Origin of the sequence: Paenibacillus sp. A14, from assembly GCF_036864815.1 — a bacterium.
Classification (GTDB): Bacteria; Bacillota; Bacilli; order Paenibacillales; family Paenibacillaceae; genus Fontibacillus; species Fontibacillus sanfengchensis.
Genome location: NZ_JBAGJD010000005.1, coordinates 226,649 through 249,423 on the forward strand (window position 1 = coordinate 226,649; position 22,775 = coordinate 249,423).

Consider the following 22,775-nt stretch of genomic DNA (forward strand, 5'->3'; position numbering starts at 1 on the left):
GTTGAAGCAGCTAATCGGCATATTTTTTGTTCACTTCACATTAAATCATGAAGACTTTATGAAGTTGCTTGTAATTGAGAACGGTTCGCATATAATAATTAGTATAAATATAAAGCATAGCAAGTTAAGGGAATGGGATACACTATCTCTAACTCTATGCTGTTTTACGAAACCAAATTTCCAGGAGGTACGAAAATCATGTCATTGATTGGAAAAGAAGTCCTGCCTTTTAAAGCACAAGCTTATCAAAACGGAAAATTCATCGAGGTTACCGAGGCCGATCTTAAGGGAAAATGGAGTATTTTCTGCTTCTATCCGGCTGACTTTACGTTCGTTTGCCCTACTGAACTTGAGGACCTGCAAAATCAATATGCCACGCTGAAAGATCTGGGTGTTGAAGTTTACTCCGTTTCGACAGACACACATTATGTACACAAAGCTTGGCACGACAGCTCCGAAGCGATCGGCAAAGTTACTTACATTATGATCGGCGACCCTTCCCATACGATCTCCCGCAACTTCGATGTGTTGGTTGAAGAAGAAGGCGTTGCTAACCGCGGTACGTTCATCATCGATCCGGACGGTGTTGTTCAAGCGATCGAGATCACGGCGGAAGGCATCGGCCGCGATGCAAGCACATTGATCGACAAAGTCAAAGCCGCGCAATATGTACGCAACCATCCAGGTGAAGTATGCCCTGCGAAATGGAAAGAAGGCGGCGAAACTCTGAAACCAAGCCTTGACCTTGTAGGCAAAATCTAAGGAGCGTTAAAATCATGAAACTGGATGCAGATATAAAGCAACAACTGGAACAATACCTCCAGCTCATGGAAGGCAATGTTCTGCTGAAAGTCAGTGCAGGAGCCGATTCTGTATCCAACGACATGCTGGACCTCGTTCAAGAGTTGTCCGGCATGTCGGACAAAATTTCAGTTGAACAAACCACGTTGCCCCGAACTCCAAGTTTTAGCGTCAATCGGGTAGGGGAAGATACGGGGGTTACCTTTGCTGGAGTACCGTTAGGCCATGAGTTTACCTCTTTGGTGCTGGCTTTGCTGCAAGTGAGCGGAAGACCGCCCAAAGTGGAACAAAGCGTTATCGACCAGATTAAAAGCATCAAAGGCGAGTACCACTTCGAAACCTATGTCAGTCTGACCTGCCATAATTGTCCCGATGTGGTGCAGGCGCTGAACATGATGAGTGTCCTGAATCCCGGCATCACCCACACGATGATTGACGGCGCGGCATTCAAGGAAGAAGTGGAACGCAAAGAAATTATGGCGGTACCGACGGTCCACCTGAATGGCGAATTTTTCGAGAGCGGACGTATGCCCATTGAGGATATTCTCGGCAAAATGGGCACTTCGGACGCGTCCGAGTTCGAAGGTAAAGAGCCGTATGACGTGCTGGTGGTCGGCGGCGGGCCTGCCGGTGCCAGTGCAGCGATCTATGCGGCACGTAAAGGCATCCGCACCGGGATTGTAGCCGAACGCTTCGGTGGTCAGGTGAACGATACGCTGGGCATTGAGAACTTTATCAGCGTGAAGTACACAGAAGGTCCCAAGCTCGCGGCCAGCCTGGAAGAGCATACGAAGGAATACGGCGTCGACATCATGAAGGGACAGCGTGCGAAGCGTCTGGAGAAGAAAGAACTCGTTGAACTTGAATTGGAGAACGGTGCGGTTCTGAAGAGTAAGACCGTCATCATTTCCACCGGGGCCCGTTGGCGCAATCTCGGCGTACCGGGCGAAGCGGAATTCAAGAACAAAGGCGTGGCTTACTGCCCGCATTGCGACGGCCCTCTGTTCGCGGGCAAACATGTCGCGGTGGTCGGCGGAGGTAACTCCGGGATTGAGGCGGCGATCGACCTTGCCGGGATCGCGGAGCATGTTACGGTGCTGGAATTTATGCCGGAATTGAAAGCCGACTCCGTACTGCAGGATCGCCTTAACAGTTTGCCGAATACGACCGTCCTCAAAAACGCCCAAGTGAAGGAAATCACAGGTGACACTAAAGTAAACGGTGTAACTTACATCGAGCGTGCGACCGGAGAAGAGAAGCACATCGAGCTTCAGGGCGTATTTGTCCAAATCGGTCTCGTGCCGAATACGGATTGGTTAGGCGATACGATAGAGCGCACCCGCATGGGCGAGATTGTCGTAGACAGTCACGGCGCGACCAACGTTCCTGGCGTATTCGCCGCAGGGGACTGCACCCATACTCCATATAAACAAATTATCATTTCGATGGGATCAGGCGCGACAGCAGCCTTGGGCGCATTTGATTATATGATTCGGAATCAATAGTTTTAGATATATGGGGTTGACTTAATCCCTTATTAACGGGAATTCCTCCCGTTAATTTACCGCTATTGGCTCTTGGATCTGATTTAGCTGGAAAAACTCCATCTATTTCGCAGCCCAAACGGCCGGAAACCAAATTTCAGGTGAATTAGCAGGAGGTTTTCCAGCTAATTCACCTCTGTAACCGCATAGGCGCCCAATTAACGGGAGGAATTCCCGTTAATTGGGGTACCGTCCCTTCAAGCGTGTGTCGCTGCTCAAAAACCCGCTCATAGAGCGGGTTTTTGAGTACCCTAAAACAAATTCCAAAACCGAAACAGAATAACCGCCGCTTCCGCGCGGGTAGCGACTCCCCGGCCGTCTTCAAACGTTTCATGATACACCGTAACCGTGCCTGCCTCCGGGATCGGCGCCGCAGCGCGCGCATCCGGAGCAAGCCAGCTTGACGGGATCAACAAGGCTGCGGCGAGCAGGATCATGATGGTGGGCTTCATCCTTTTACTCATTCATGGCACTCCCCTCAGTGATATGGTCTCACAACAACAAGGTAAAGCGCTTACATATTGTGAAGAACGTTCCCTCCTTTCGGTACCAGATCATACCATCTTTTCAAGGGACCGACCTTAACCAAATTAAAGGATTTTCCTTGTTTTTCTTAGGTCATTTCTCTTCTTAATGAAAGGGGATGATAACTTTTTTTAAATTTGTTATTTAAGTACATTGACTTTCCTTATAACAGGATATAAATTATGGATAATTCAACGGATGCAAGCGCTTAACCGTTACTTTGCATAATCCCCAATACATCCCGCCTATCACTCTCAATCCGGAATAAACTTTCAATCCCTTGACACGAAACTACAGGAAGCATTTCACCAAACCGCAGCAAACGTCCTAGATGTTTTCAAACGAACCTAATTGAAAACATTTATATAAGTTTGAGCACCTTACACCCGCTTTTTGTCAAATCAAAAATGATAGCGCTTACTAAAAGAATTCGTGAAAGGGGGGATGTGTCGTAGATTAATTAAAATTTAAAGCACTTCGAACGAATGACAGGAGACACAAAGTGTAAGGTGTTTCAAAAAGTAATCCATAAATAGGAGGTCAAGGAATGAAGAGGATTTTAGCCTGTGTGGTCGTATTTGGTTTGCTATTTAGCCTCATACCGTCAATGAATGCGGGAGCTGGAGCGGCCGCGGTCAATCTGGCCCAAAACAAGCCGGCGGCGGCAAGCACTGTGGAGGATTCCGATAAAACACCGGCCATGGCGTTCGACGGGAATGCTTCAACGAGGTGGTCATCCGTTTATTCCGATCCGCATTGGATCAGCGTCGATCTGGAAACGGTCCGTGAGATAAACGGGGTCCTGCTGAACTGGGAAATTGCTTACGGAAAATCCTATCAAATTCAAACCTCCTTGGACAATCAACAGTGGGACACCGTTTATTCCACAACGGAAGGGGACGGGGGAATAGACCAAATCTCCTTTGAAACGAAGTCCGCCCGGTATGTGAGGATGTACGGAACGCAAAGGGGCACTCAGTGGGGCTATTCTCTTTGGGAATTTGAAGTGTACGGTCCGGACGGCACGCCTGATACTGCGGCCCCTTCCGCTCCCGCCAATCTTGCTGTCTCCTCCAAAACCGATACGACCGTAACCCTTGCCTGGACTGCGTCCACGGATAATGTAGGGGTAACCGGCTATGACATTTACCGCGGATCGGCGCTCGCAGGTTCAAGTGCCACGACAAGTTACACCGTAACGGGCTTAACGGCGAACACCGAGTACAGCTTTACGGTCAAAGCCAAAGACGCCGCCGGCAATGTGTCGGGAGCGAGCGGTGAAGTAAGGGTTACAACCAGTCCTGTCTCAACGCACACCGGGTTCTACATTGACGGGACGACGCTTTACGATGCGAACGGAAACCCGTTTGTGATGAGGGGGATCAATCATGCGCATACGTGGTACAAAGATCAGCTCTCCGCCGCCATCCCCGCGATCGCCGCGACAGGCGCCAACACGGTAAGAATCGTGCTTTCCGATGGCCAACAGTGGTCGAAAGACAGCTTATCCTCTATCCAGAATCTTATTACGCTATGCGAACAAAATAAGCTGGTCGTCGTGCTCGAAGTCCATGATGGAACCGGATCGGACAGCCAAGCGGTCTTGGACAACATCGCAAATTACTGGATCGAAATGAAGAGCGCCTTAATCGGCAAAGAAAAAACCGTGATCCTGAATATAGCGAACGAATGGTATGGCTCATGGGATGGAGCGGGATGGGCAAACGGCTATACGTCCGTCATCCCCAAACTCCGGAATGCCGGCATCAAGAACACGATCATCGTGGACAGCGCGGGATGGGGGCAATATCCGCAATCGGTTTTCGACTACGGGACCCAGGTTTTTAATGCCGACCCTCTTCGAAATACGATGTTTGCGATTCATATGTACGAGTATGCCGGAGGAAACGCCTCGACCGTCAAGAGCAACATAGATCAGGTATTGAACAAGAATTTGGCCCTCGTGATCGGCGAATTCGGAATCCGGCATACGAATGGGGATGTGGACGAGGCCACGATCATGAGCTATAGCGAGGAAAAGGGCGTAGGTTATCTCGGCTGGTCCTGGAAAGGAAACGGTTCGGGGCTGGAGTATCTGGACATGTCCCACGATTGGGCGGGCACCAGCTATACCGAGCAGGGGAATATCCTCATCAACGGGCCGAACGGCATTCGGGCGACTTCGGAGATTTGTTCCGTTTATGATCATGCCCCGTCTGATCGTGAGGCTCCGTCACCCCCCGCGAACCTTACGGGGACATCGCCGGATTACTCCACGGTAGAGCTAGCCTGGAATGCTTCCACCGATAATGTCGGCGTGACCGGATATAATGTGTACAAGGACGAAGTATTGGTGGATATCAGTCCGACTACGACTTATCGGGTAACCGGGCTAAAGGCCAACATGACTTACACTTTTACGGTAAAAGCGGTCGATGCCGCGGGAAACTTATCCGAAGCGAGCAACCCGGCAAGCGTGAAAACCGCGGACAGCCACGATCAAACGGCGCCTACGGCACCTGCAGGCCTCACCGTTGTACCCGCCATCACAACAGCGAATCTGTCCTGGACGGCATCCACGGACAATATTGGAGTGGCGGGCTATCAGGTGTACAGAGATGGAGTCCTGATCGGCTCCGTCCCGGCAACCGGGTATATCGCTTCAGGCCTGGAGGGGAATACAACGTACACGTTCACTGTGAAGGCTTTTGACGATGCGGGGAATGTGTCGGAGGCCAGCAATGCCGTCACGGTAACCACCGGGGACCCGAATCAACTGCCGGCGATCGATCCGGGCATCATCGACGATTACTCGAACTGGTACGTTGGGATTAACGGCGGTGATCAGCCGACGAATCCGACTGAAGCCAAGCTGGCCCCGCTTGAAAACGGCGGGTTAAACATGACCTTCGATCTCCAGAAGGAGAATTACCCCAGCTTTCAAGTGGATCCCAGCCCGGCGGCAGACTGGAGTTCTTTTAACCACATGAAGCTCATCATCACCAATCCGAATCCGGTTGAAATTCAACTGCAGCCGATTGTTAAAGACCGCACTTGGAAGTGGGTGGAACTTGGCCAGTACATCCAAATTCCGGCGAAAACGACCATGCTGGCTACCGTTCCGCTAACGGCTCTCTCCGATAAAGAAGTAAATCGGATCATTCTTAGGGTGCAAGGCGGAGGCGGCAATCTGAAGGGAAGCATTCAACTGCATACCGTCAGCTTTGATTTACCGGCCGACGCCTATGCGGCGACGATTGCCGAGATGAACCGTCCCAAAACCGCAAGTCATTATCCGTGGAACTTTACGGATTCGGCTTTTACGGGGAACATTTCGAGCGGCTTAAATGGAGAAACCGTGTTTGTGAATTACGCCTCTACCTTAAGCGATACGGTTGCGGCCGGCGTGGCGACCGAGACGAAGCCCGGTTTGGGGAAGGGGGATGACTGGTCCCGGTATGCCGGCATTTCCTCCACATTAACCAATGAAGGAACCAAGCCGATTCGCGTCTCCCTGGTGCTCCGGACCGGTACCGGATGGAATTGGGAAGAGACGGGAGGGCAAACCGCAACGGATCCTTCCGTCGAGCGGGTCATCGCGGCAGGGGAATCGGTGGACGTAACATACGCGTTCAATGCCCCGATCTGGAAATCCAAAGACACAAACTGGGTCCATAGTGCGCCCGTATCCCATCTGACGGACATTCGGGCCATCGCGTTCAAGGTATATGCGGGAACCGGCGAAACCGTAGAGGCGGGTACCCTGAATATCACGAACTTTGAGGTGAATTTCTAGGAGGACCCGTATAGTTCCCATATAATAAAACAAAAAGCAGGGGCCGCTCCCGGGTCATCCGTCGATGGCCGAGGGGCGCCCCTAATTAAATTTTTCTTATATAAGAGTTTTGGTCATTATAAAGTCCGTTTGTTCTTCATCACCCATATAAAAAGAGTGGGCTCCAGTTTGAACAAACCCCATTTTCTTATAAAAAGCAATTGCATTTTCATTTTTTTCCCATACGCCCAGCCAGATATTCTTTTTATTACGTTCCACCGCAATTTCCATAGCTTTATTCAGCAGATATTTACCAAGCCCATGTTTTTGGAATTTGTTCTTTATATAAATCCTCTCGATTTCAAGTGATGCGTCCCCCATTTCTTCGGACTGGGCATCATTGGTATTGACCTTTAGATATCCGGCGATTTCATTATTAAAATAAACAAAAAAGAATTGCGAAGAAATATGGGATAATTCTTGTTCTAATTGGTTTAAGTTAAAAGCCCTTTCCAAATAGGCATTCATATTTTCGGGTGAATTCTGATGCTTAAATGTCTCATTAAATGTTTCATAACTAATAGCTTGAAGTTGGTGTGAATCCTCAAGGGTACACTTTTTTAAATTTATAGTCATCTGAATATGTCGCTCCTTTATGTCATCAATAAGTTCTTTTGTTTCCCTTTTTTACAAAATCCCAGTCTTTTTCTATATTTTTTCTTACTCTTTGAAGAAGATTGAACATGGTTTCCGCTTCTCTTTCGGAGAATCCCTCTAATGCGACGCTATTGGAATAATCATGTTCTCTTTTTAAAAAAGGATATACACTTTTCCCTTTCTCTGATGGAAAGAGCATTTTAATTTTTTTGTTGTGTGTATCGTCTTTCTTTTCAATAAAGCCATTAATTTCAAGCTTTTTTATAGCGCGGGCTGCTGTAGTCCGGTCTACTTTTATCATCTCAGCCAACTTTTCTTGAATGACTCCCGGGTTTTCACAAATTCGTACAAGGTACAAATACTGCCCTTTTGTCAGGTCGTATTCTTTAAATTCAATATTACTTATAGAGTCTAATGCCCTTGCGATCATTCCAATTTCACGCAGAATCTCCTTCATAATTAACTCCTCAGCACATATTTTTGTTGCAAATGCAATAAAAATAATACATATTAAATTTAACCTAATTTTATTGTATTTGCAACAAAAACACGTCAATATCGCAAATTTTTGATGAGGTTGTTCCCGTTTGGGCATCGGACTTGAGGGAGCCCCGAGGTCACCGGAAGTGAATTTGGAGCTCCCTCCTTGTTTGCGTCAGCGCTTGTTTTCGCCGATCATCCGCAGCTCCTTGGCCTGGGCGATGGCACTCATGCGGCGGTTGACCTTCAATTTGGCAAAGATATTTTTTTGATGGACCCAAAAAGCATTTAAGATTCACTAAAGGTTCCTGCCCTAAGATAAGGCCATGGAGATCACGGAAGGAGGTGAGCGCCAATGAAACGATCTTCAATACTTCTGAGTATCGCTCTCGCAGGGATCGCGATCCTGCTGATTGCTTTAGCATTCAAAATGAGCATGGGTGCCCCGTCCGGCGAACCATTCCCACACCGCCAGGCATGGCATGATGGGATGAGGCACGGTCAGCACGGATTTGCGTTTGCGATGAAAGGTGCGAGGTTCGCGAAGCCGGAAATGGCCGGAGCGTCAGACTCAGCAGCCTCGGCAGGAACGATTCTGCTTCAACTGGCGGTCTTGCTCGGGGGCGTCGCTCTTTTTGTAAAAGGTACGGGGATTCTCAAATGGATCGGAGCCGTATTCGCGGCTTTATGTACCCTAAGTTTGCTGACGCCGCTTTGGGGCTTGATCGTGCTGCTTCTCGCTTTTTGGCTGTACAGACGGATTGCAAACCATCGTAACAATACATCCCCCCAGGCTCTTATCGCCTACACTTCTTCCATGGAACCCGGTGTAAGCCGAGGCCGCTTCTTGGATGAATGGGAACGGGATCAACATAAAAAGGAGGATGAATAACATGGGGATTTTCGGAAGAATTAAAGATATTGCCGCGGCAGACGTACATCGGCTGCTCGATCAGGTGGAGGATCCGGTCAGCATGGCCAAGTATTATATCCGGCAGCTGGAGGAGCAGATCGATAAGGTTCGCGCGGCGCTGGAAGTCCAAATCGCGGCGGAGCAGCAGTTCGATGTGCTGATCGCCAGAACCATCCAGGTGGTGGACAAGCGGTCCCGCCAAGCCGGGCTCGCCGTGGACCGCGGCGAGGAGGACATCGCGAAGCTGGCGATTCAGGAGAAGCTGCATCATGCGAAGCTGCATCAGACCTATACGGAGCAGCGCGAAGCGATCCGGCAGCAGATGGAGGCGCTTCGCGGGGAGATGGACCGTCTGCTCGACCTGCGCCGGGAGTTGAACGACAAGCTGACGTTTCTGATGGCGCGCATGAACGCGGCGGCGGCTTTGCGGGCTACGGCGCGCGCTGTTCCGGCCATCGACGCGGGCCGAATTTCCCGCGGATTCGATCAAATGGAGCAAAAAATCATGCGGCTGGAAGCAAGCACCCTGGCCTATCAAGCCGTGGGCCAACCGACTTCCCGCCTGGCGGACTGGTCGGAGCAGGATGAAGTGCAGGCGGAACTGGACAACCTCAAGGCAGCCAGACAAAGCTCATAAACCACTTAACTTAGGAGGAAACTTTCATGAATAAAAAAATACTGGCAGCAGGTGTGCTTGCATTGACTATCACATTGGGCGGCGGTGCCGCCCTGGCCGGACAGGCTTATGCCGCGGCGGCGGATACGGCCGCCGATACGCAGCAATCGTCCGCTTCAACGGACACTGCGGCGAAAGGGACGCTGAAAAAAAGAGGCGGCGCCAAAAAGCTGGACCATGCGGCGATCGCATCGCTGCTGGGGGTGACCGAGGAGGAGCTGCGGACGGCGCAGCGTGAAGGGAAGTCGCTGGCGACCCTGGCCGAAGAGAAAAACATCGAGGTACAGTCGGTGATTGATTTGGTTGCGGAGCAGCTAGCCGCGAATCTGGATGTGAAGCTGGCGGACGGCAGCCTGGCGCAGGATCAATATAACACGGAAAAAGCCGAAGTCTCGGCGAAAGCGGCGGAGCTGGTGAACCGGGTGTCGGATGGAAAAGGCGGGTTTGGCGGACACGGCGGAACTCATCTGGATAAGGAGGGTGTCGCTTCGCTGCTCGGGATGACGGCGGATGATCTGAAAACCGGCTTGCATGCGGGAAAATCTCTGGCTACCCTGGCTGAAGAAAAAGGCGTGGCCCAGAAATCGGTCGTTGACCTCGTCACGAGCGAGTTGACCACCGCGCTGGATGAGCGATTGTCCGACGGCAAGATTACGCAAACGGAGTATGATAGCCGCAAGGCCAGCCTAGCGGATAAAGCGCTGGAGATTGTCAACGGGACGCATACGCATATGGGGAAAGGCGGGCAGCAGGAATCCGGGACTAAAACAGACACGGATGAAGCGCAGACGACGGCAAGCTGATGATGAGAATCCCTCTGCTTCGAATGAAGCGGGGGGATTCTAAATGTTGATACAGCCCGGTAACTTAAGAAGTGGAGCAAGGTTGCTTTACTTTGACAATCCCCAGGAAGATGTATACATTTGTAATCGTATACTTGTCGTATACATAGGTATATGCCAGTGAAGGAGATGACGGAAAACCATGACAAAATTGACGGAGGCCATGAAGACCCGGAGAAATATCAAGATGTTTAAACCCGATCCGGTCGGTGAACAGGACTTAACCGCCTGGCTGGAAGCCGCAAGCTACGCGCCCAATCACCGGATGAACGAACCTTGGGAGATCCTGTTCATCGGGCCGGAGACGAGAGCGAGTTTGAACCATAAAACCGACTTTGGCGGTGCCCCAGTCGTACTTGCAATTTTATCCAAACCGGCTTCCACTCCTTTAGAGCGGGATGAGAATGTGATGGCCGTATCCTGCTTCATTCAAAACTTCATGCTGGCGGCTCATGAGGCGGGTGCGGGTGTGTTTTGGTCGTCCATCGGCGCCACGCCACGTAATCGCGAAGTTCTCGGCGTCCAGGAGAATTACGATGTCGTCGGAGTCTTGGGAGTCGGTTACCCGGCGGAAGTACCGGCGGCCAAGCCAAGAACGCCGATTACCTCAAAAATTGCGTATCTGCCTTGAGCGATCAACATCTGCTCTATGTGTAGGATAGCTGGCTTCTCGGAGGACATTTTTCCTATGGTATAATGTAAGAATCTTGGAGATTTCGTGGAAATCTTCTAACCTAGTTTTAGGTTAAACTTTGCCGGAATTCACCATGTAGATATCAAGCACCACCGTTGGAGTCTACACATTTAACCTCTATCATTAACGGGAAAACCTCCCGTTAATATACCGCTCTTGGCCCTTGGACCCGAATTAGCTGGAAAAGCTCCATCTATTTCGCGACCCAACTGCCGAAATACGCAATTTCAGGCGAATTACCGGGAGGTTTTCCAGCTAATTTGCCTCTGCAGCCGCATAGGCATCAAATTAACGGGAGGAATTCCAGTTAATTTAAATTAAAGAATTGGCATTGCGTAAGAGTACGATAAAGACACTTCACACCTTATCTGGTAAAAACGACAGTTTGACTTATACAGAGGCGTATACTTTTGGTGCGAATATGAAGCGAACATGATTTTCTAGGGGGATTCGCACTAAAATATCTTACTTAAGTTTCCATATTCACATAAAATATACCAGTAAAATAATCACTCAATTGCTTAAAGTAGTCGTTTTGTAGTTTTGAAGTATATTTTCTAACAATATATGTTAAAAAACGCGTCGCACCTTACATAGGTGCGTGGATTGAAATCCCCTTGCCTTCGGCACATCCTTAAACCTTGGCGTCGCACCTTACATAGGTGCGTGGATTGAAATCATTTGGATTTTTACGGCTTTCATGGCCATTCGGTCGCACCTTACATAGGTGCGTGGATTGAAATCTGTCGAATAGCATAATCCTTTGGGCATACCCAGTCGCACCTTACATAGGTGCGTGGATTGAAATAAAAATCGGACCACTTTGGCGAAGTAGCCCGTGAACCGTCGCACCTTACATAGGTGCGTGGATTGAAATTTCATAACACCAAATACCTCGGATTGATCGGGACAGGTCGCACCTTACATAGGTGCGTGGATTGAAATGCTGGAGGATCGACATCAACAGGTTTCGCAGGAGTCGCACCTTACATAGGTGCGTGGATTGAAATATACATTGCCTACTTATTACAAAGGTTTTCGACATGGTCGCACCTTACATAGGTGCGTGGATTGAAATAAAAAGAAAGTCCCCGATGAACCTTCTGGAATCTCGTCGCACCTTACATAGGTGCGTGGATTGAAATCTTTGGTTCGCAGGACATCCCTTTTGCACTCACTGTCGCACCTTACATAGGTGCGTGGATTGAAATTGAGAAGAACGGGGCGCCGCGTCCGGATGGCCGGGTCGCACCTTACATAGGTGCGTGGATTTAAATTTGGCGGATGAGGAATTAATTCCGGCCGATCCATGGTCGCACCTTACATAGGTGCGTGGATTTAAATATTGAGAACACTAAGAAGTTGTGTTACAAATTGAGTCGCACTTACGTAGGTGCGTGGCTTGAAATAGCGGAATGACTTGAAATCATTTGAGGATTAGTCGCACACTTAACTAGGTGCATAGATTCCATGTAAGACACTACGCTACCTAACTTAACATTTTATGGATAAGGCAGCCCGGCAGGGGCTGTTCTTTTTTTACCCAATAGATGTGTACACAAAATGTGAGACTTCATAAGCTAGAAATAAAACAATAAATAAAGAAATATGTAGAATTTTGGAAGGGAAATGCGATAGTGCTAGAGAATTAGTAAATAACAATTTAACGAGTCGTTTGAACTATTTTTTTGAAAGGGGGAGGTAGGGCTATGGAGTTTATCGCTCATATCCGTGAAAGCGACCGGGAACGGCAATCCCTGAAGGCCCATTTGCACGGAGTTCGGAAGCTGGCGGAATCCTTTGGGGCAAAGCTCGGAATCACCCATGTAGCCGGGCTGGCGGGGGTGCTGCATGATATGGGGAAATTCTCGAACGCGTTTCAGGATTATCTGATGGAGGCGGTGAATCATCCGGAGGCTCCCCCCAAACGCGGGAGCGTAGATCATTCCACGGCAGGCGGGCGGCTTCTCTACGATTTGTACCACAAAAGCAATATTGAGCTGGAAAAGGGGATCCTGGCTGAAATTGTAGGCAACGCGATTATATCCCACCACTCTTATGTGCACGACTATCTGGACCCGGATTTGGAATCCCCTTATTTGCGGCGTGTCAGAGACAAAGAAGATATCGCGGATTATGACGAAAGTGTACGCCTTTTCTTTGAACAAGTGATGAGTGAAGTGGAGTTTCAGCATTATGTCGATCAGGCTGTAAGGGAACTAAAACAATATTTGTTGGCTCCTTCTTCTTTTAGCAGGGAAGCTAAATGCATGTTTTTAACAAAGTTTGTATTCAGCGCTCTAATTGACGGGGACCGTACGGATACTAGGCGTTTCGAAGACAATGTTGCTGATGGAGAGGAGGAGGCTCCTCCCGCCAATGAACTCTTTCAGGGTTATTACGATAAATTGATGGCTGTGATCCAGTCCATGGGTAAACAGACAGGCTCATCTTCTTCCATTAACAAGTTAAGGAACGACATGTCGGAGCAGTGTGACCGATTTGCGGACAGGCTGTCGGGGATTTACACGCTGTCCATTCCTACGGGAGGCGGGAAAACGCTGGCGAGCCTTCGATATGCCTTGAAGCATGCGATAATCCATGGCAAAAAACATATTATTTATGTGCTGCCCTACACCACGATCATTGAGCAGAATGCTGCCGAAGTCCGCAGAATTTTGCAGGATGACGCCCACATTCTGGAGCACCATTCCAATGTGATTGAAGATTTGGATGGGGATGATGAAGCGGATGACGGTCTTATGAATGTGCGGCAAAAGCTAAAGCTGGCCAAGGACAACTGGGACTCTCCCGTCATCTTCACTACATTGGTGCAGTTTTTGAATGTGTTTTATGCCAAGGGCAGCAGAAATATTAGGAGATTGCATAACCTTAGCGAGTCCGTGATTATTTTTGATGAAGTTCAGAAAGTGCCGGTTTCTTGTGTGTCTTTGTTTAATGAGGCGGTGAATTTTCTGAATGATTTTTGCCGTACGGGTATCGTGCTATGCACGGCGACCCAACCGGCGCTAAACTTTGTGAAGCATCAGCTCCAGATCCAACAGAATGCAGAAATGATTCAAGATCTGGGTCAAGTGATTACGGCGTTTAAGCGTGTAGAACTGATGGATGAAGCAAGTCATGAAAAATACACGAATGAGAAGCTGGCCAACTTTGTCCTCCATATGCTGAAGGAAAAACGCAATATTCTAATTATTCTGAACACCAAAGCCGTAGTGAAGGAGTTGTATCAGCGTCTCCTTAACCAGCTGCGGGATATCCCGGTTTATCACTTAAGCACGTCGATGTGTCCGGCGCATCGGAAGGATAGGATGGGCAAAATCCGTGAACATCTAGCGAATCAGGAGCAAATGGTTTGCATCAGTACACCGCTGATCGAAGCAGGCGTCGATATCAGCTTTCAATGTGTCGTTCGTTCGTTGGCCGGGCTGGATTCCCTGGCTCAAGCGGCCGGAAGATGCAACCGGCACGGGGAAGACACCTTGCAGCAGGTTTATCTGATCGATCATGCGGAAGAGAATTTGCGGCATTTGCAGGAAATCGGCAAGGGCAAGGAAATCACGAAGCAAATGCTCATTGATCTGCGGCATAAGGCATCCAGCCATGGCGGCGATCTTTTGTCGGTGGAGGCGATGACTTATTACTTTCAGCGGTTTTATACGGAAGTGAAGCCATTCCTGGATTTTAATGTTCCAAAATTGAATATGGACATGACCACCTTACTTTTTGCCGGGTATAAGGAAAATAAATATTTTCAGGACTATTGCCTTAACCATCCAAAGCGGCCCCCTCTGTTTCTGGTCAACAGCTACCGCACGGCCGCAGAGCATTTTCACGTCATTGATAATATGACCACACCGGTCATTGTGCCGTATGGAGAAGGCGAGGAGATCATTACCGAGTTAAACGGGGCAAAAAGTATCGAAGATTTCGGCAGGGTGATGCGGAAGGCGCAGCAGTTCACTGTAAACCTTTTTCCGTATGAATTGGAGCAATTGAGTAAAAACGGCGGTCTGGAATACTGTCTGGATGGACAGGTACGGGTGCTGAAAGACGGTGCTTATAACGAGGAGTACGGATTGGATCTGGAGAATGAGAGCTGGTCGGGGGCTAGTATTTTTTGAAAAATAAAGCGTAACAGTGAACTCGAAAGGAGGTGAATCTATATGATCAGAAACTCCGTTGAATTTTCCGTGTATGGAGATTACGCCTTGTTTACCGATCCGCTAACCAAACTCGGCGGTGAGAAGCTGAGCTATCAGGTCCCCACCTACCAGGCGATCAAAGGGATATGTGAAAGTATCTATTGGAAGCCTACGATCCTCATGATCGTCGACGAGATCCGGGTAATGAATGCGATTCGAATGGAGTCCAAGGGGGTTCGCCCCATTGACTATAGCGGCGGTAATACGCTTGCCAATTACACCTATTTAAAAGAAGTGCACTATCAAGTCAGATGCCATTTTGAGTTCAATATGAACCGTCCGGATATGGCTTACGATCGGAACGAGCACAAACACCATAATATTCTTATGCGCAGCGTCAAGGCAGGAGGGCGGAGGGATATTTTTCTCGGCACTCGGGAGTGTCAGGGATATGTGGAGCCGTGCCGGTTTGGGGAAGGCGATAGTTATTATGACGACTATGGCGAAATTCATCTTGGCACGATGGTGCATGGGATCAACTACCCGGATGAAACGGGTAGAGATCAGTTGGAAGTTCGACTGTGGCAACCGGTAATGAAGAATGGAATCATTACGTTCCCGCGGCCGGAGGAATGCCCACAGGTCCGTGTAATATCGGAGATGGAGCCGAAGCGCTTTGATTCGGCAGATGTAGAATCCGCAGACCAACTGTTGGCCAGTTGGGGAGAGGAGGAATATCTATGAGTTGGCTGCTCAGCTTATATGAAACTTATGAAGCCAATCTGGATCGTGTAGGCGAGATTGAACTGAAAAACGGCCGGGAATACACACTCCTCCCCGTCTCGCACACGACTCAGAATGCACATATTGAAGTGCTGATTACGGAGGAGGGCGAGTTCCATTTCGCAAAAGTGATCGACAAAAGCGACGCAAGCACCTTGATTCCCTGTACCGAGAAGTCCGCCAGCCGGGCGGGGTCCGTCATCGCACCTTACCCGCTGCATGACAAATTAAGTTACGTGGCGGGGGACTTTGTGGCTTACGGCGGGAAAATTAAAGGTGAGGAGCCTTTTGAAACTTACATACATGAATTGCAGAATTGGGCGGAGTCACCTTATGCTCACCCCAAAATAGTAAGCATTTACCGGTATCTCAGCAAAAGAACGCTGATCCATGACCTGGTCAATCATAAACACGTTCTGGCAGTGGATGAGGACAACCGTTTGATTGAGAAATGGGACAAAAAATATGAAGCGCGTTATCCTGAAAAACCGGATATTTTTGGCGTAGTAGCGGGAGATCAGACTAGTGCTTTTGTGCGGTTTAATGTCCATTCGCCGGACCGGATTTTAACCGACATCTGGAAAGATCGCGAAGTGTATGATTCTTTCATCGCTTTTTACCAAGAACGGTTGGGTGAAGAGGATGTATGTTATGTCACAGGAAAAAACTTGCCCAGCACAGAACGGCATGCGAACAAAATTCGCAATGCGGCGGATAAGGCCAAGCTCATTTCGGCGAACGATACCAGCGGATTTACTTTTCGGGGTCGTTTTGTTCAGAGCAGGGATGCCGCCAACATTAGCTATGAGGTATCTCAAAAAGCACACAATGCCCTGAAATGGCTCATTAACCGTCAAGGGAAGACGATAGATCAACGGGTATTCCTGGTGTGGGGCAATGATTCGTTATATATTCCGGATCCGTCGGAAGACACGTTCGCGTTGGATCCGGACGCCATTCCCGCCGTGACTCACAAGTCTAATACGAATGAGTCGTTAGCCCAAGAAGTAGCCAAAGCTTTGGACGGTTACCGAAATAAACTTGGGGAGGGAACTCGCGGCAAACTCCAACCCACCGTTAATATTATGGTATTGGATTCGGCGACCACAGGTCGTATGGCGGTTTTGTATTTCCGCAATATGGATAAGGAGCTCTATTTGGACAGGCTTGCCAAATGGCATACCACCTGTGCCTGGCTTCACCGGTACCGGAAGAACGACCAGAGTGAATTTGTCGCTTTTTACGGGGCTCCGGCCACCAAAGACATCGCATTTGCGGCCTACGGGCCCAGGGCGGGAGATAAGGTTGTCAAAGGTCTGATGGAGCGCATGCTTCCGTGTATCGTGGACGGCACGAGAATTCCTTTGGATATCATCACGAGCGCGATTAACCGGGCCTCCAATCCTGTGGGCATGGAAAATTGGGAATGGGAGAAGACGCTAAGTATCGCCTGCGCTTTGATTAACAAGCATTTAACGGATAAACAGGAGGGAATCGGAATGGCGCTTGATGTAAACAGCGACGACCGCAGCTACTTGTTCGGACGCATGTTGGCCGTGGCCGATGTGCTTGAGAGACGGGCACTGGGAAAAGAGGAGAAACGGGCAACCAATGCCATACGCTATATGAATGCATTCTCCAAGCACCCCGAACGGACCTGGCGGATTATTCAGGAAGGCCTGCAGCCTTACTTGGCCCGATTGGGCAGGGATGCCGCATTTTGGACAAGAGTGATCGACGAGATCGGCTTCAAGTTCAAACCGGAGGATTTTAATAACAAACCGTTATCCGGCAAGTATTTGCTTGGATTTTATAGTCAGAGACATGTCTTCTATCAAGGTAAAAATCAAGAAAGCAGCACGGAAGCGGAAGTATCATCAAATATGGAGGAGTGATTGGAATGAGCAGTTTGGACCATAAAATTGATTTTGCCGTTGTCTTGTCGGTGACTTGCGCCAATCCCAACGGCGATCCGCTAAATGGAAACCGTCCGCGGCAAAACTATGACGGCTATGGAGAAATTTCGGATGTGGCCCTCAAACGTAAGATCAGAAACCGGCTGCAGGACATGGGGGAAACGATTTTCGTACAATCGAATGATCGTAAGGTAGATGAGTATGATAGTTTAAGGGAACGTGCGGATGGCAATGCGGAGTTGAATCAAATTTTGAAATCCAAAACCGCATCGAGTGAGGCTTTCGCCACCGTCGCTTGTCGGGAATGGATCGATGTGCGCAGCTTTGGACAAGTATTTGCTTTTAAAGGATCGGGTAACGGTGCCGGCGTTTCCGTTGGCGTTAGAGGTCCCGTGTCCATTCATACGGCCAGAAGTGTAGATCCCATCGACATTAGTAGTATGCAGATTACCAAGAGTGTCAACTCGGAGCCGGGCAAAGACCGCGGGTCCGATACCATGGGGATGAAACACCGCGTGGATTTCGGGCTGTATGTTTTCTATGGAAGTATCAATACCCAATTGGCGGAGAAAACAGGCTTTACAAACGATGATGCGGAAAAAATAAAACAAGCCCTTTTGACGCTCTTTGAAAATGACCTATCGTCAGCCAGACCGGAGGGCAGCATGGAGGTGCATAAAGTGTATTGGTGGGAGCATAGTTCCAAATTGGGGCAATACTCCTCCGCTAAGGTGCATCGCTCCTTACAGGTCAAATCCAAGGTGGAGGAACCGCGTTCCTTTGAGGATTATGCCATCGAACTCTATGACTTGGACGGATTGAAGGTCGAAGTTTTGGATGGACGCTAATCCGGAAGAGGATTATCTGATGCTGTCCGGCATTCAGCATTTTCAATTTTGCAAGCGCCAGTGGGCGCTGATTCATATCGAACAGCAGTGGGAAGAAAATGTGGGAACGATTGAGGGCCAGCATCTGCATCGTAAAGCCGATCAGCCTTTCGTAAGAGAGAAGCGTGGCGACAAGCTGACTGTAAGGGCGCTTCCCGTTAAGTCCGAGGAACTGAAAATCACGGGGATTTGCGATGTAGTCGAATTTATTCGAGATGAAGATGGTGTTGAAATTAGCGAGGCCGAAGGAAGGTACAAGGCTTGCCCCGTGGAATATAAGCGGGGCAAGCCTAAAAAGAACGACGCGGATATTTTGCAACTGGCGGCGCAGGCAATTTGTTTGGAGGAAATGCTGCTCTGCTCCGTTCTGGTGGGCTACATGTTCTACAATGAAATTAAACGCCGAGTCGAAGTACCATTGACCACGGAATTGAAAGATAAGGTACGGGGAATTGTTGCCGAAATGTGGGATTACTATGGGCGAAGATATACGCCTCGGGTGAAGGCGGGTTCTTTTTGCCAAAGCTGTTCCTTGAAGTCGGTGTGTCTGCCGGAGGTTTTGCAAAAGCGTTCGGTGCGAAGCTATATTGAAGGGAAGCTGAAGGAATGAAGAAGCTGCTAAATACGCTGTTCATTAATCAGCCGGACGTTTATTTATCGCTCGATGGCGACAATATCGTACTTTTGAAAGAGCAGGAGAAACTGGGTCGCTTGCCGCTGCATAATCTGGAATCGATTATCGCTTTTGGGTATACCGGGGCGAGCCCCGCGTTGATGGGTTATTGTGCGGAGCGGAATATCTCTATCGTCTTCATGACGATAAACGGGAGATTTCTGGCTAGAGTCATCGGCGCTAGCCGGGGGAATGTGGTCCTCCGCAAGAAGCAATACGCCGTTTCGGAGAACGAGGCATTGTCCGCCAGCGTGGCGCGTAATTTTATTTTGGGTAAGGTATACAATCACAAATGGATGCTGGAAAGAATGACTCGGGATTATCCTTTGCGGATCGATGTGCCCCAGTTTAAGGAAGCTTCACTCCAATTGTCGGAACTGATGATGGCCATCCGGGAATGTGAGGACCTGGACCGGCTGAGAGGGCTGGAGGGGCAGGCGGCGTTAAGCTACAACAAACTGCTGGACGCCATGATTTTGCAACAGAAAGAGGATTTTTATTTTCATACTCGGTCCCGGAGACCTCCGCTGGATCATGTCAATGCCATGTTGTCTTTAGCCTACACTTTGCTGGCCAATGATACGGCCTCTGCACTGGAGGGAGTCGGATTGGATGCCTATGTAGGCTTCCTACATCGCGACCGGCCGGGGCGAGTGTCTTTGGCCCTGGATGTGATGGAGGAACTGCGCGGGGTATTTGCCGACCGGTTTGTCCTGTCACTGATCAATAAAAAGATAGTGACTGCAAATGACTTTGTCCGCAAGGAGAACGGTGCCGTACTAATGACCGAGGACGCTCGAAAAAAGTTCCTTTCCGCCTGGCAGAGCAGGAAGCAAGAGAAAATGACCCACCCTTACCTAGGTGAAAATATAGCCTGGGGGCTGGTGCCCCATGTCCAAGCCTTACTGCTGGCTCGATACTTGCGCGGGGATCTGGATGAGTACCCTCCATTTTTATGGAAGTAGGTGGACTGGATGCTGGTACTGATTACTTATGATGTGAGTACCGTTGATGCAGCAGGACAAAGAAGACTACGCCAGGTTTCTAAAGCATGTCAAAATTACGGACAACGTGTTCAAAACTCCGTATTCGAGTGTATCGTTGATGCTGCGCAATGGGCGGCACTAAAAATCAAGTTGATGGAACTGATTGATCCGGAGCAAGATAGCCTTCGATTTTATCAGTTGGGGAATCAGTATAAGAATAAAGTGGAACATGTGGGAATTAAGGCCGCCCTCGACTTGGAGGGCCCCCTCATTCTGTAGTGCGAATGTGAAGCGAACATGATTTTCCCGGGGGATTCGCACCATGAAATTTAAATTAATTTCCATAAAAGCTAAATCTTTTCATTGTAAAAAAGAAGGAATGCGCTAATCAAGGAGTCTATATTAACAGTATTTATATTTTATTACTTTTCTTGTAGTAAAAATCGGAGTCGCACCCTACGCGGGTGCGTGGATTGAAATTGATAGGACTTTTGCCCTCCACTGTCGAATATTGGTCGCACCCTACGCGGGTGCGTGGATTGAAATACATAGATGTGATAACCTGTAGCACCATCAGGAGTCGCACCCTACGCGGGTGCGTGGATTGAAATCTCCGTACCGTCTTCGTCATCAATCCAACTCGACGTCGCACCCTACGCGGGTGCGTGGATTGAAATATGACCTTGGCGCAAATACCTATGTGACCAAGGCCGTCGCACCCTACGCGGGTGCGTGGATTGAAATCCAAGCTCCGCGACAAAAGGGAAAAATAATCCCCTTGTCGCACCCTACGCGGGTGCGTGGATTGAAATTAAAGAGTCCTGGTTTAAAAATTCACCAATCGGAAGTCGCACCCTACGCGGGTGCGTGGATTGAAATTACGCCACAGTCCTGGACTTTAACATGGAGTGGGTCGCACCCTACGCGGGTGCGTGGATTGAAATTTTTAATCCGCCTACGGGGATATTTACTTTAACGTCGCACCCTACGCGGGTGCGTGGATTGAAATATTTGTTGCGATCCCTGGTATTCCGGACGGTATGTCGCACCCTACGCGGGTGCGTGGATTGAAATAAGTGGTTAAGGTGGTAAAAATGCCTCCAACAGCTCGTCGCACCCTACGCGGGTGCGTGGATTGAAATATATGTCTGCGCAGCGCCTCTACCACGATGTCTATGGTCGCACCCTACGCGGGTGCGTGGATTGAAATCTTTAGGAAAGCTGTAGAACGCTATGGTATCCCTGTCGCACCCTACGCGGGTGCGTGGATTGAAATTACCACCCCAGGACCTTTCGGATTTCAATCGTCGTCGCACCCTACGCGGGTGCGTGGATTGAAATCAACCTTATCCACGGTGCCCATCAAAGATTTTCCGTCGCACCCTACGCGGGTGCGTGGATTGAAATTCATACTCCGCCTCGTCAAACAGGACCAGCTTGCCCGTCGCACCCTACGCGGGTGCGTGGATTGAAATTTATGGGTGTCCGTCCATATGCAAACGGCGGCCAAGTCGCACCCTACGCGGGTGCGTGGATTGAAATAAGGAAGCCATTCGGGACGAGCTTTACAATATCGTCGCACCCTACGCGGGTGCGTGGATTGAAATGTGATGTATGGCTGCAAAGTATTTTTTACATACTGTCGCACCCTACGCGGGTGCGTGGATTGAAATCATATCTTGATTTCCGACTCGTTCGGCAGCGTGTCAGTCGCACCCTACGCGGGTGCGTGGATTGAAATTATCGATGGAGGGATAAACTTGAAAAAGTGGGCGTAGTCGCACCCTACGCGGGTGCGTGGATTGAAATTATCGATGGAGGGATAAACTTGAAAAAGTGGGCGTAGTCGCACCCTACGCGGGTGCGTGGATTGAAATCTTTGCCGCTGGCAAACTTTTTAAGGGCGTTTGGTCGTCGCACCCTACGCGGGTGCGTGGATTGAAATTCAAACTGGATATGGCAAAAGAACTGGCTATGGTTGGTCGCACCCTACGCGGGTGCGTGGATTGAAATATCGTTTTGACTGAAAGGAGCAACAAAGTTGGCTCTCGTCGCACCCTACGCGGGTGCGTGGATTGAAATCCTAGAAAGGTGCTCGCCGCCATGGCAAACGATGTGTCGCACCCTACGCGGGTGCGTGGATTGAAATTGGGGTGGATTGGCTTTAGTCGCTGTTGTATTTAGTCGCACCCTACGCGGGTGCGTGGATTGAAATATTATGCTCGTCCATCCAGAAGTCACACTTAATGTCGCACCCTACGCGGGTGCGTGGATTGAAATAATCAGGAAACAGAACTTTGGCCGGGGGCGCGCGAAGGTCGCACCCTACGCGGGTGCGTGGATTGAAATAATAGTCAAACGTTTGATTGTAGCCATGTTATTTGTCGCACCCTACGCGGGTGCGTGGATTGAAATAGGACAACACGGTGTACAAAGGAACTGCACGATATGTCGCAC

18 protein-coding genes and 2 CRISPR repeat arrays (1 of these 20 cut by a window edge) are annotated in these 22,775 nt (G+C 49.4%); of the genes, 15 read left to right on the plus strand and 3 right to left on the minus strand.

Annotated features, from left to right (window positions below):
* Positions 1–198: 198 nt before the first annotated feature.
* Together ahpC and ahpF are read left to right on the plus strand one after the other, a co-directional pair.
* Positions 199–762: an alkyl hydroperoxide reductase subunit C gene (ahpC, locus tag V4U88_RS15565; protein WP_334074166.1), complete on the plus strand. Its 564-nt coding sequence runs from the start codon at positions 199–201 to the stop codon at positions 760–762.
* Between the two features lie 14 nt (positions 763–776).
* Positions 777–2,306 carry an alkyl hydroperoxide reductase subunit F gene (gene ahpF, locus V4U88_RS15570; protein ID WP_334074167.1) on the plus strand — a complete coding sequence of 510 codons (1,530 nt, stop codon included), beginning with the start codon at positions 777–779 and terminating at the stop codon, positions 2,304–2,306.
* Between the two features lie 290 nt (positions 2,307–2,596).
* Here the strand turns inward: ahpF and V4U88_RS15575 are convergent, their stop codons facing one another.
* On the minus strand, positions 2,597–2,809 hold the full coding sequence (locus V4U88_RS15575) for a hypothetical protein (RefSeq protein WP_334074168.1): 213 nt from the start codon (positions 2,807–2,809) through the stop codon (positions 2,597–2,599).
* Between the two features lie 608 nt (positions 2,810–3,417).
* On the opposite strand from V4U88_RS15575, the gene V4U88_RS15580 reads away from it, so the two are divergent.
* A complete protein-coding gene (locus V4U88_RS15580; RefSeq protein WP_334074169.1) occupies positions 3,418–6,666 on the plus strand; it encodes a cellulase family glycosylhydrolase in 3,249 nt (1,082 codons plus the stop codon).
* Positions 6,667–6,762: 96 nt separating this feature from the next.
* Here V4U88_RS15580 and V4U88_RS15585 read toward each other — a convergent pair whose 3' ends face one another.
* Positions 6,763–7,281, minus strand: a complete 519-nt coding sequence (locus V4U88_RS15585; protein ID WP_334074170.1) for a GNAT family N-acetyltransferase — start codon at positions 7,279–7,281, stop codon at positions 6,763–6,765.
* A 25-nt stretch (positions 7,282–7,306) separates the two neighbouring features.
* Entirely contained in the window at positions 7,307–7,759 is a 453-nt protein-coding gene (locus V4U88_RS15590) for a MarR family winged helix-turn-helix transcriptional regulator (RefSeq protein ID WP_334074171.1), read from the minus strand.
* Between the two features lie 189 nt (positions 7,760–7,948).
* Between V4U88_RS15590 and V4U88_RS15595 the strand changes: the two genes are divergently transcribed.
* From V4U88_RS15595 to cas2, 12 genes are all read left to right on the plus strand, one after another.
* The gene (locus tag V4U88_RS15595; protein WP_334074172.1) at positions 7,949–8,074 is read left to right on the plus strand and encodes a hypothetical protein; all 126 of its coding nucleotides are present in this window, start codon (positions 7,949–7,951) and stop codon (positions 8,072–8,074) included.
* A gap of 63 nt (positions 8,075–8,137) precedes the next feature.
* Entirely contained in the window at positions 8,138–8,674 is a 537-nt protein-coding gene (locus tag V4U88_RS15600) for a hypothetical protein (protein WP_334074173.1), read from the plus strand.
* A gap of 1 nt (position 8,675) precedes the next feature.
* Positions 8,676–9,332 (plus strand): PspA/IM30 family protein, encoded by a 657-nt coding sequence (locus tag V4U88_RS15605; protein ID WP_334074174.1) that lies wholly within the window; start codon positions 8,676–8,678, stop codon positions 9,330–9,332.
* Between the two features lie 26 nt (positions 9,333–9,358).
* The gene (locus V4U88_RS15610; protein WP_334074175.1) at positions 9,359–10,174 is read left to right on the plus strand and encodes a hypothetical protein; all 816 of its coding nucleotides are present in this window, start codon (positions 9,359–9,361) and stop codon (positions 10,172–10,174) included.
* Between the two features lie 181 nt (positions 10,175–10,355).
* Positions 10,356–10,844: a nitroreductase family protein gene (locus V4U88_RS15615; protein ID WP_334074176.1), complete on the plus strand. Its 489-nt coding sequence runs from the start codon at positions 10,356–10,358 to the stop codon at positions 10,842–10,844.
* A gap of 644 nt (positions 10,845–11,488) precedes the next feature.
* A CRISPR array of direct repeats spans positions 11,489–12,251; the repeat unit is 32 nt; unit sequence GTCGCACCTTACATAGGTGCGTGGATTGAAAT.
* A gap of 365 nt (positions 12,252–12,616) precedes the next feature.
* Positions 12,617–15,052 carry a CRISPR-associated helicase Cas3' gene (gene cas3 / locus V4U88_RS15620; RefSeq protein WP_334074177.1) on the plus strand — a complete coding sequence of 812 codons (2,436 nt, stop codon included), beginning with the start codon at positions 12,617–12,619 and terminating at the stop codon, positions 15,050–15,052.
* Between the two features lie 45 nt (positions 15,053–15,097).
* Entirely contained in the window at positions 15,098–15,817 is a 720-nt protein-coding gene (cas5c, locus tag V4U88_RS15625; protein ID WP_334074363.1) for a type I-C CRISPR-associated protein Cas5c, read from the plus strand.
* Positions 15,814–17,751, plus strand: coding sequence for a type I-C CRISPR-associated protein Cas8c/Csd1 (cas8c, locus tag V4U88_RS15630; RefSeq protein WP_334074178.1), 1,938 nt, complete (start codon positions 15,814–15,816; stop codon positions 17,749–17,751). Before cas5c ends, cas8c begins: the two co-directional genes overlap by 4 nt.
* A 5-nt stretch (positions 17,752–17,756) precedes the next feature.
* A complete protein-coding gene (cas7c, locus tag V4U88_RS15635; protein WP_334074179.1) occupies positions 17,757–18,620 on the plus strand; it encodes a type I-C CRISPR-associated protein Cas7/Csd2 in 864 nt (287 codons plus the stop codon).
* Positions 18,610–19,269: a CRISPR-associated protein Cas4 gene (gene cas4 / locus V4U88_RS15640; protein WP_334074180.1), complete on the plus strand. Its 660-nt coding sequence runs from the start codon at positions 18,610–18,612 to the stop codon at positions 19,267–19,269. Before cas7c ends, cas4 begins: the two co-directional genes overlap by 11 nt.
* Entirely contained in the window at positions 19,266–20,297 is a 1,032-nt protein-coding gene (cas1c, locus tag V4U88_RS15645; protein WP_334074181.1) for a type I-C CRISPR-associated endonuclease Cas1c, read from the plus strand. The genes cas4 and cas1c overlap by 4 nt, the downstream gene beginning before the upstream one ends.
* A 9-nt stretch (positions 20,298–20,306) precedes the next feature.
* Positions 20,307–20,597, plus strand: coding sequence for a CRISPR-associated endonuclease Cas2 (gene cas2, locus V4U88_RS15650; RefSeq protein WP_334074182.1), 291 nt, complete (start codon positions 20,307–20,309; stop codon positions 20,595–20,597).
* Between the two features lie 169 nt (positions 20,598–20,766).
* Positions 20,767–22,775: a CRISPR direct-repeat array (repeat unit 32 nt; unit sequence GTCGCACCCTACGCGGGTGCGTGGATTGAAAT); it runs 1,492 nt beyond the window's last position.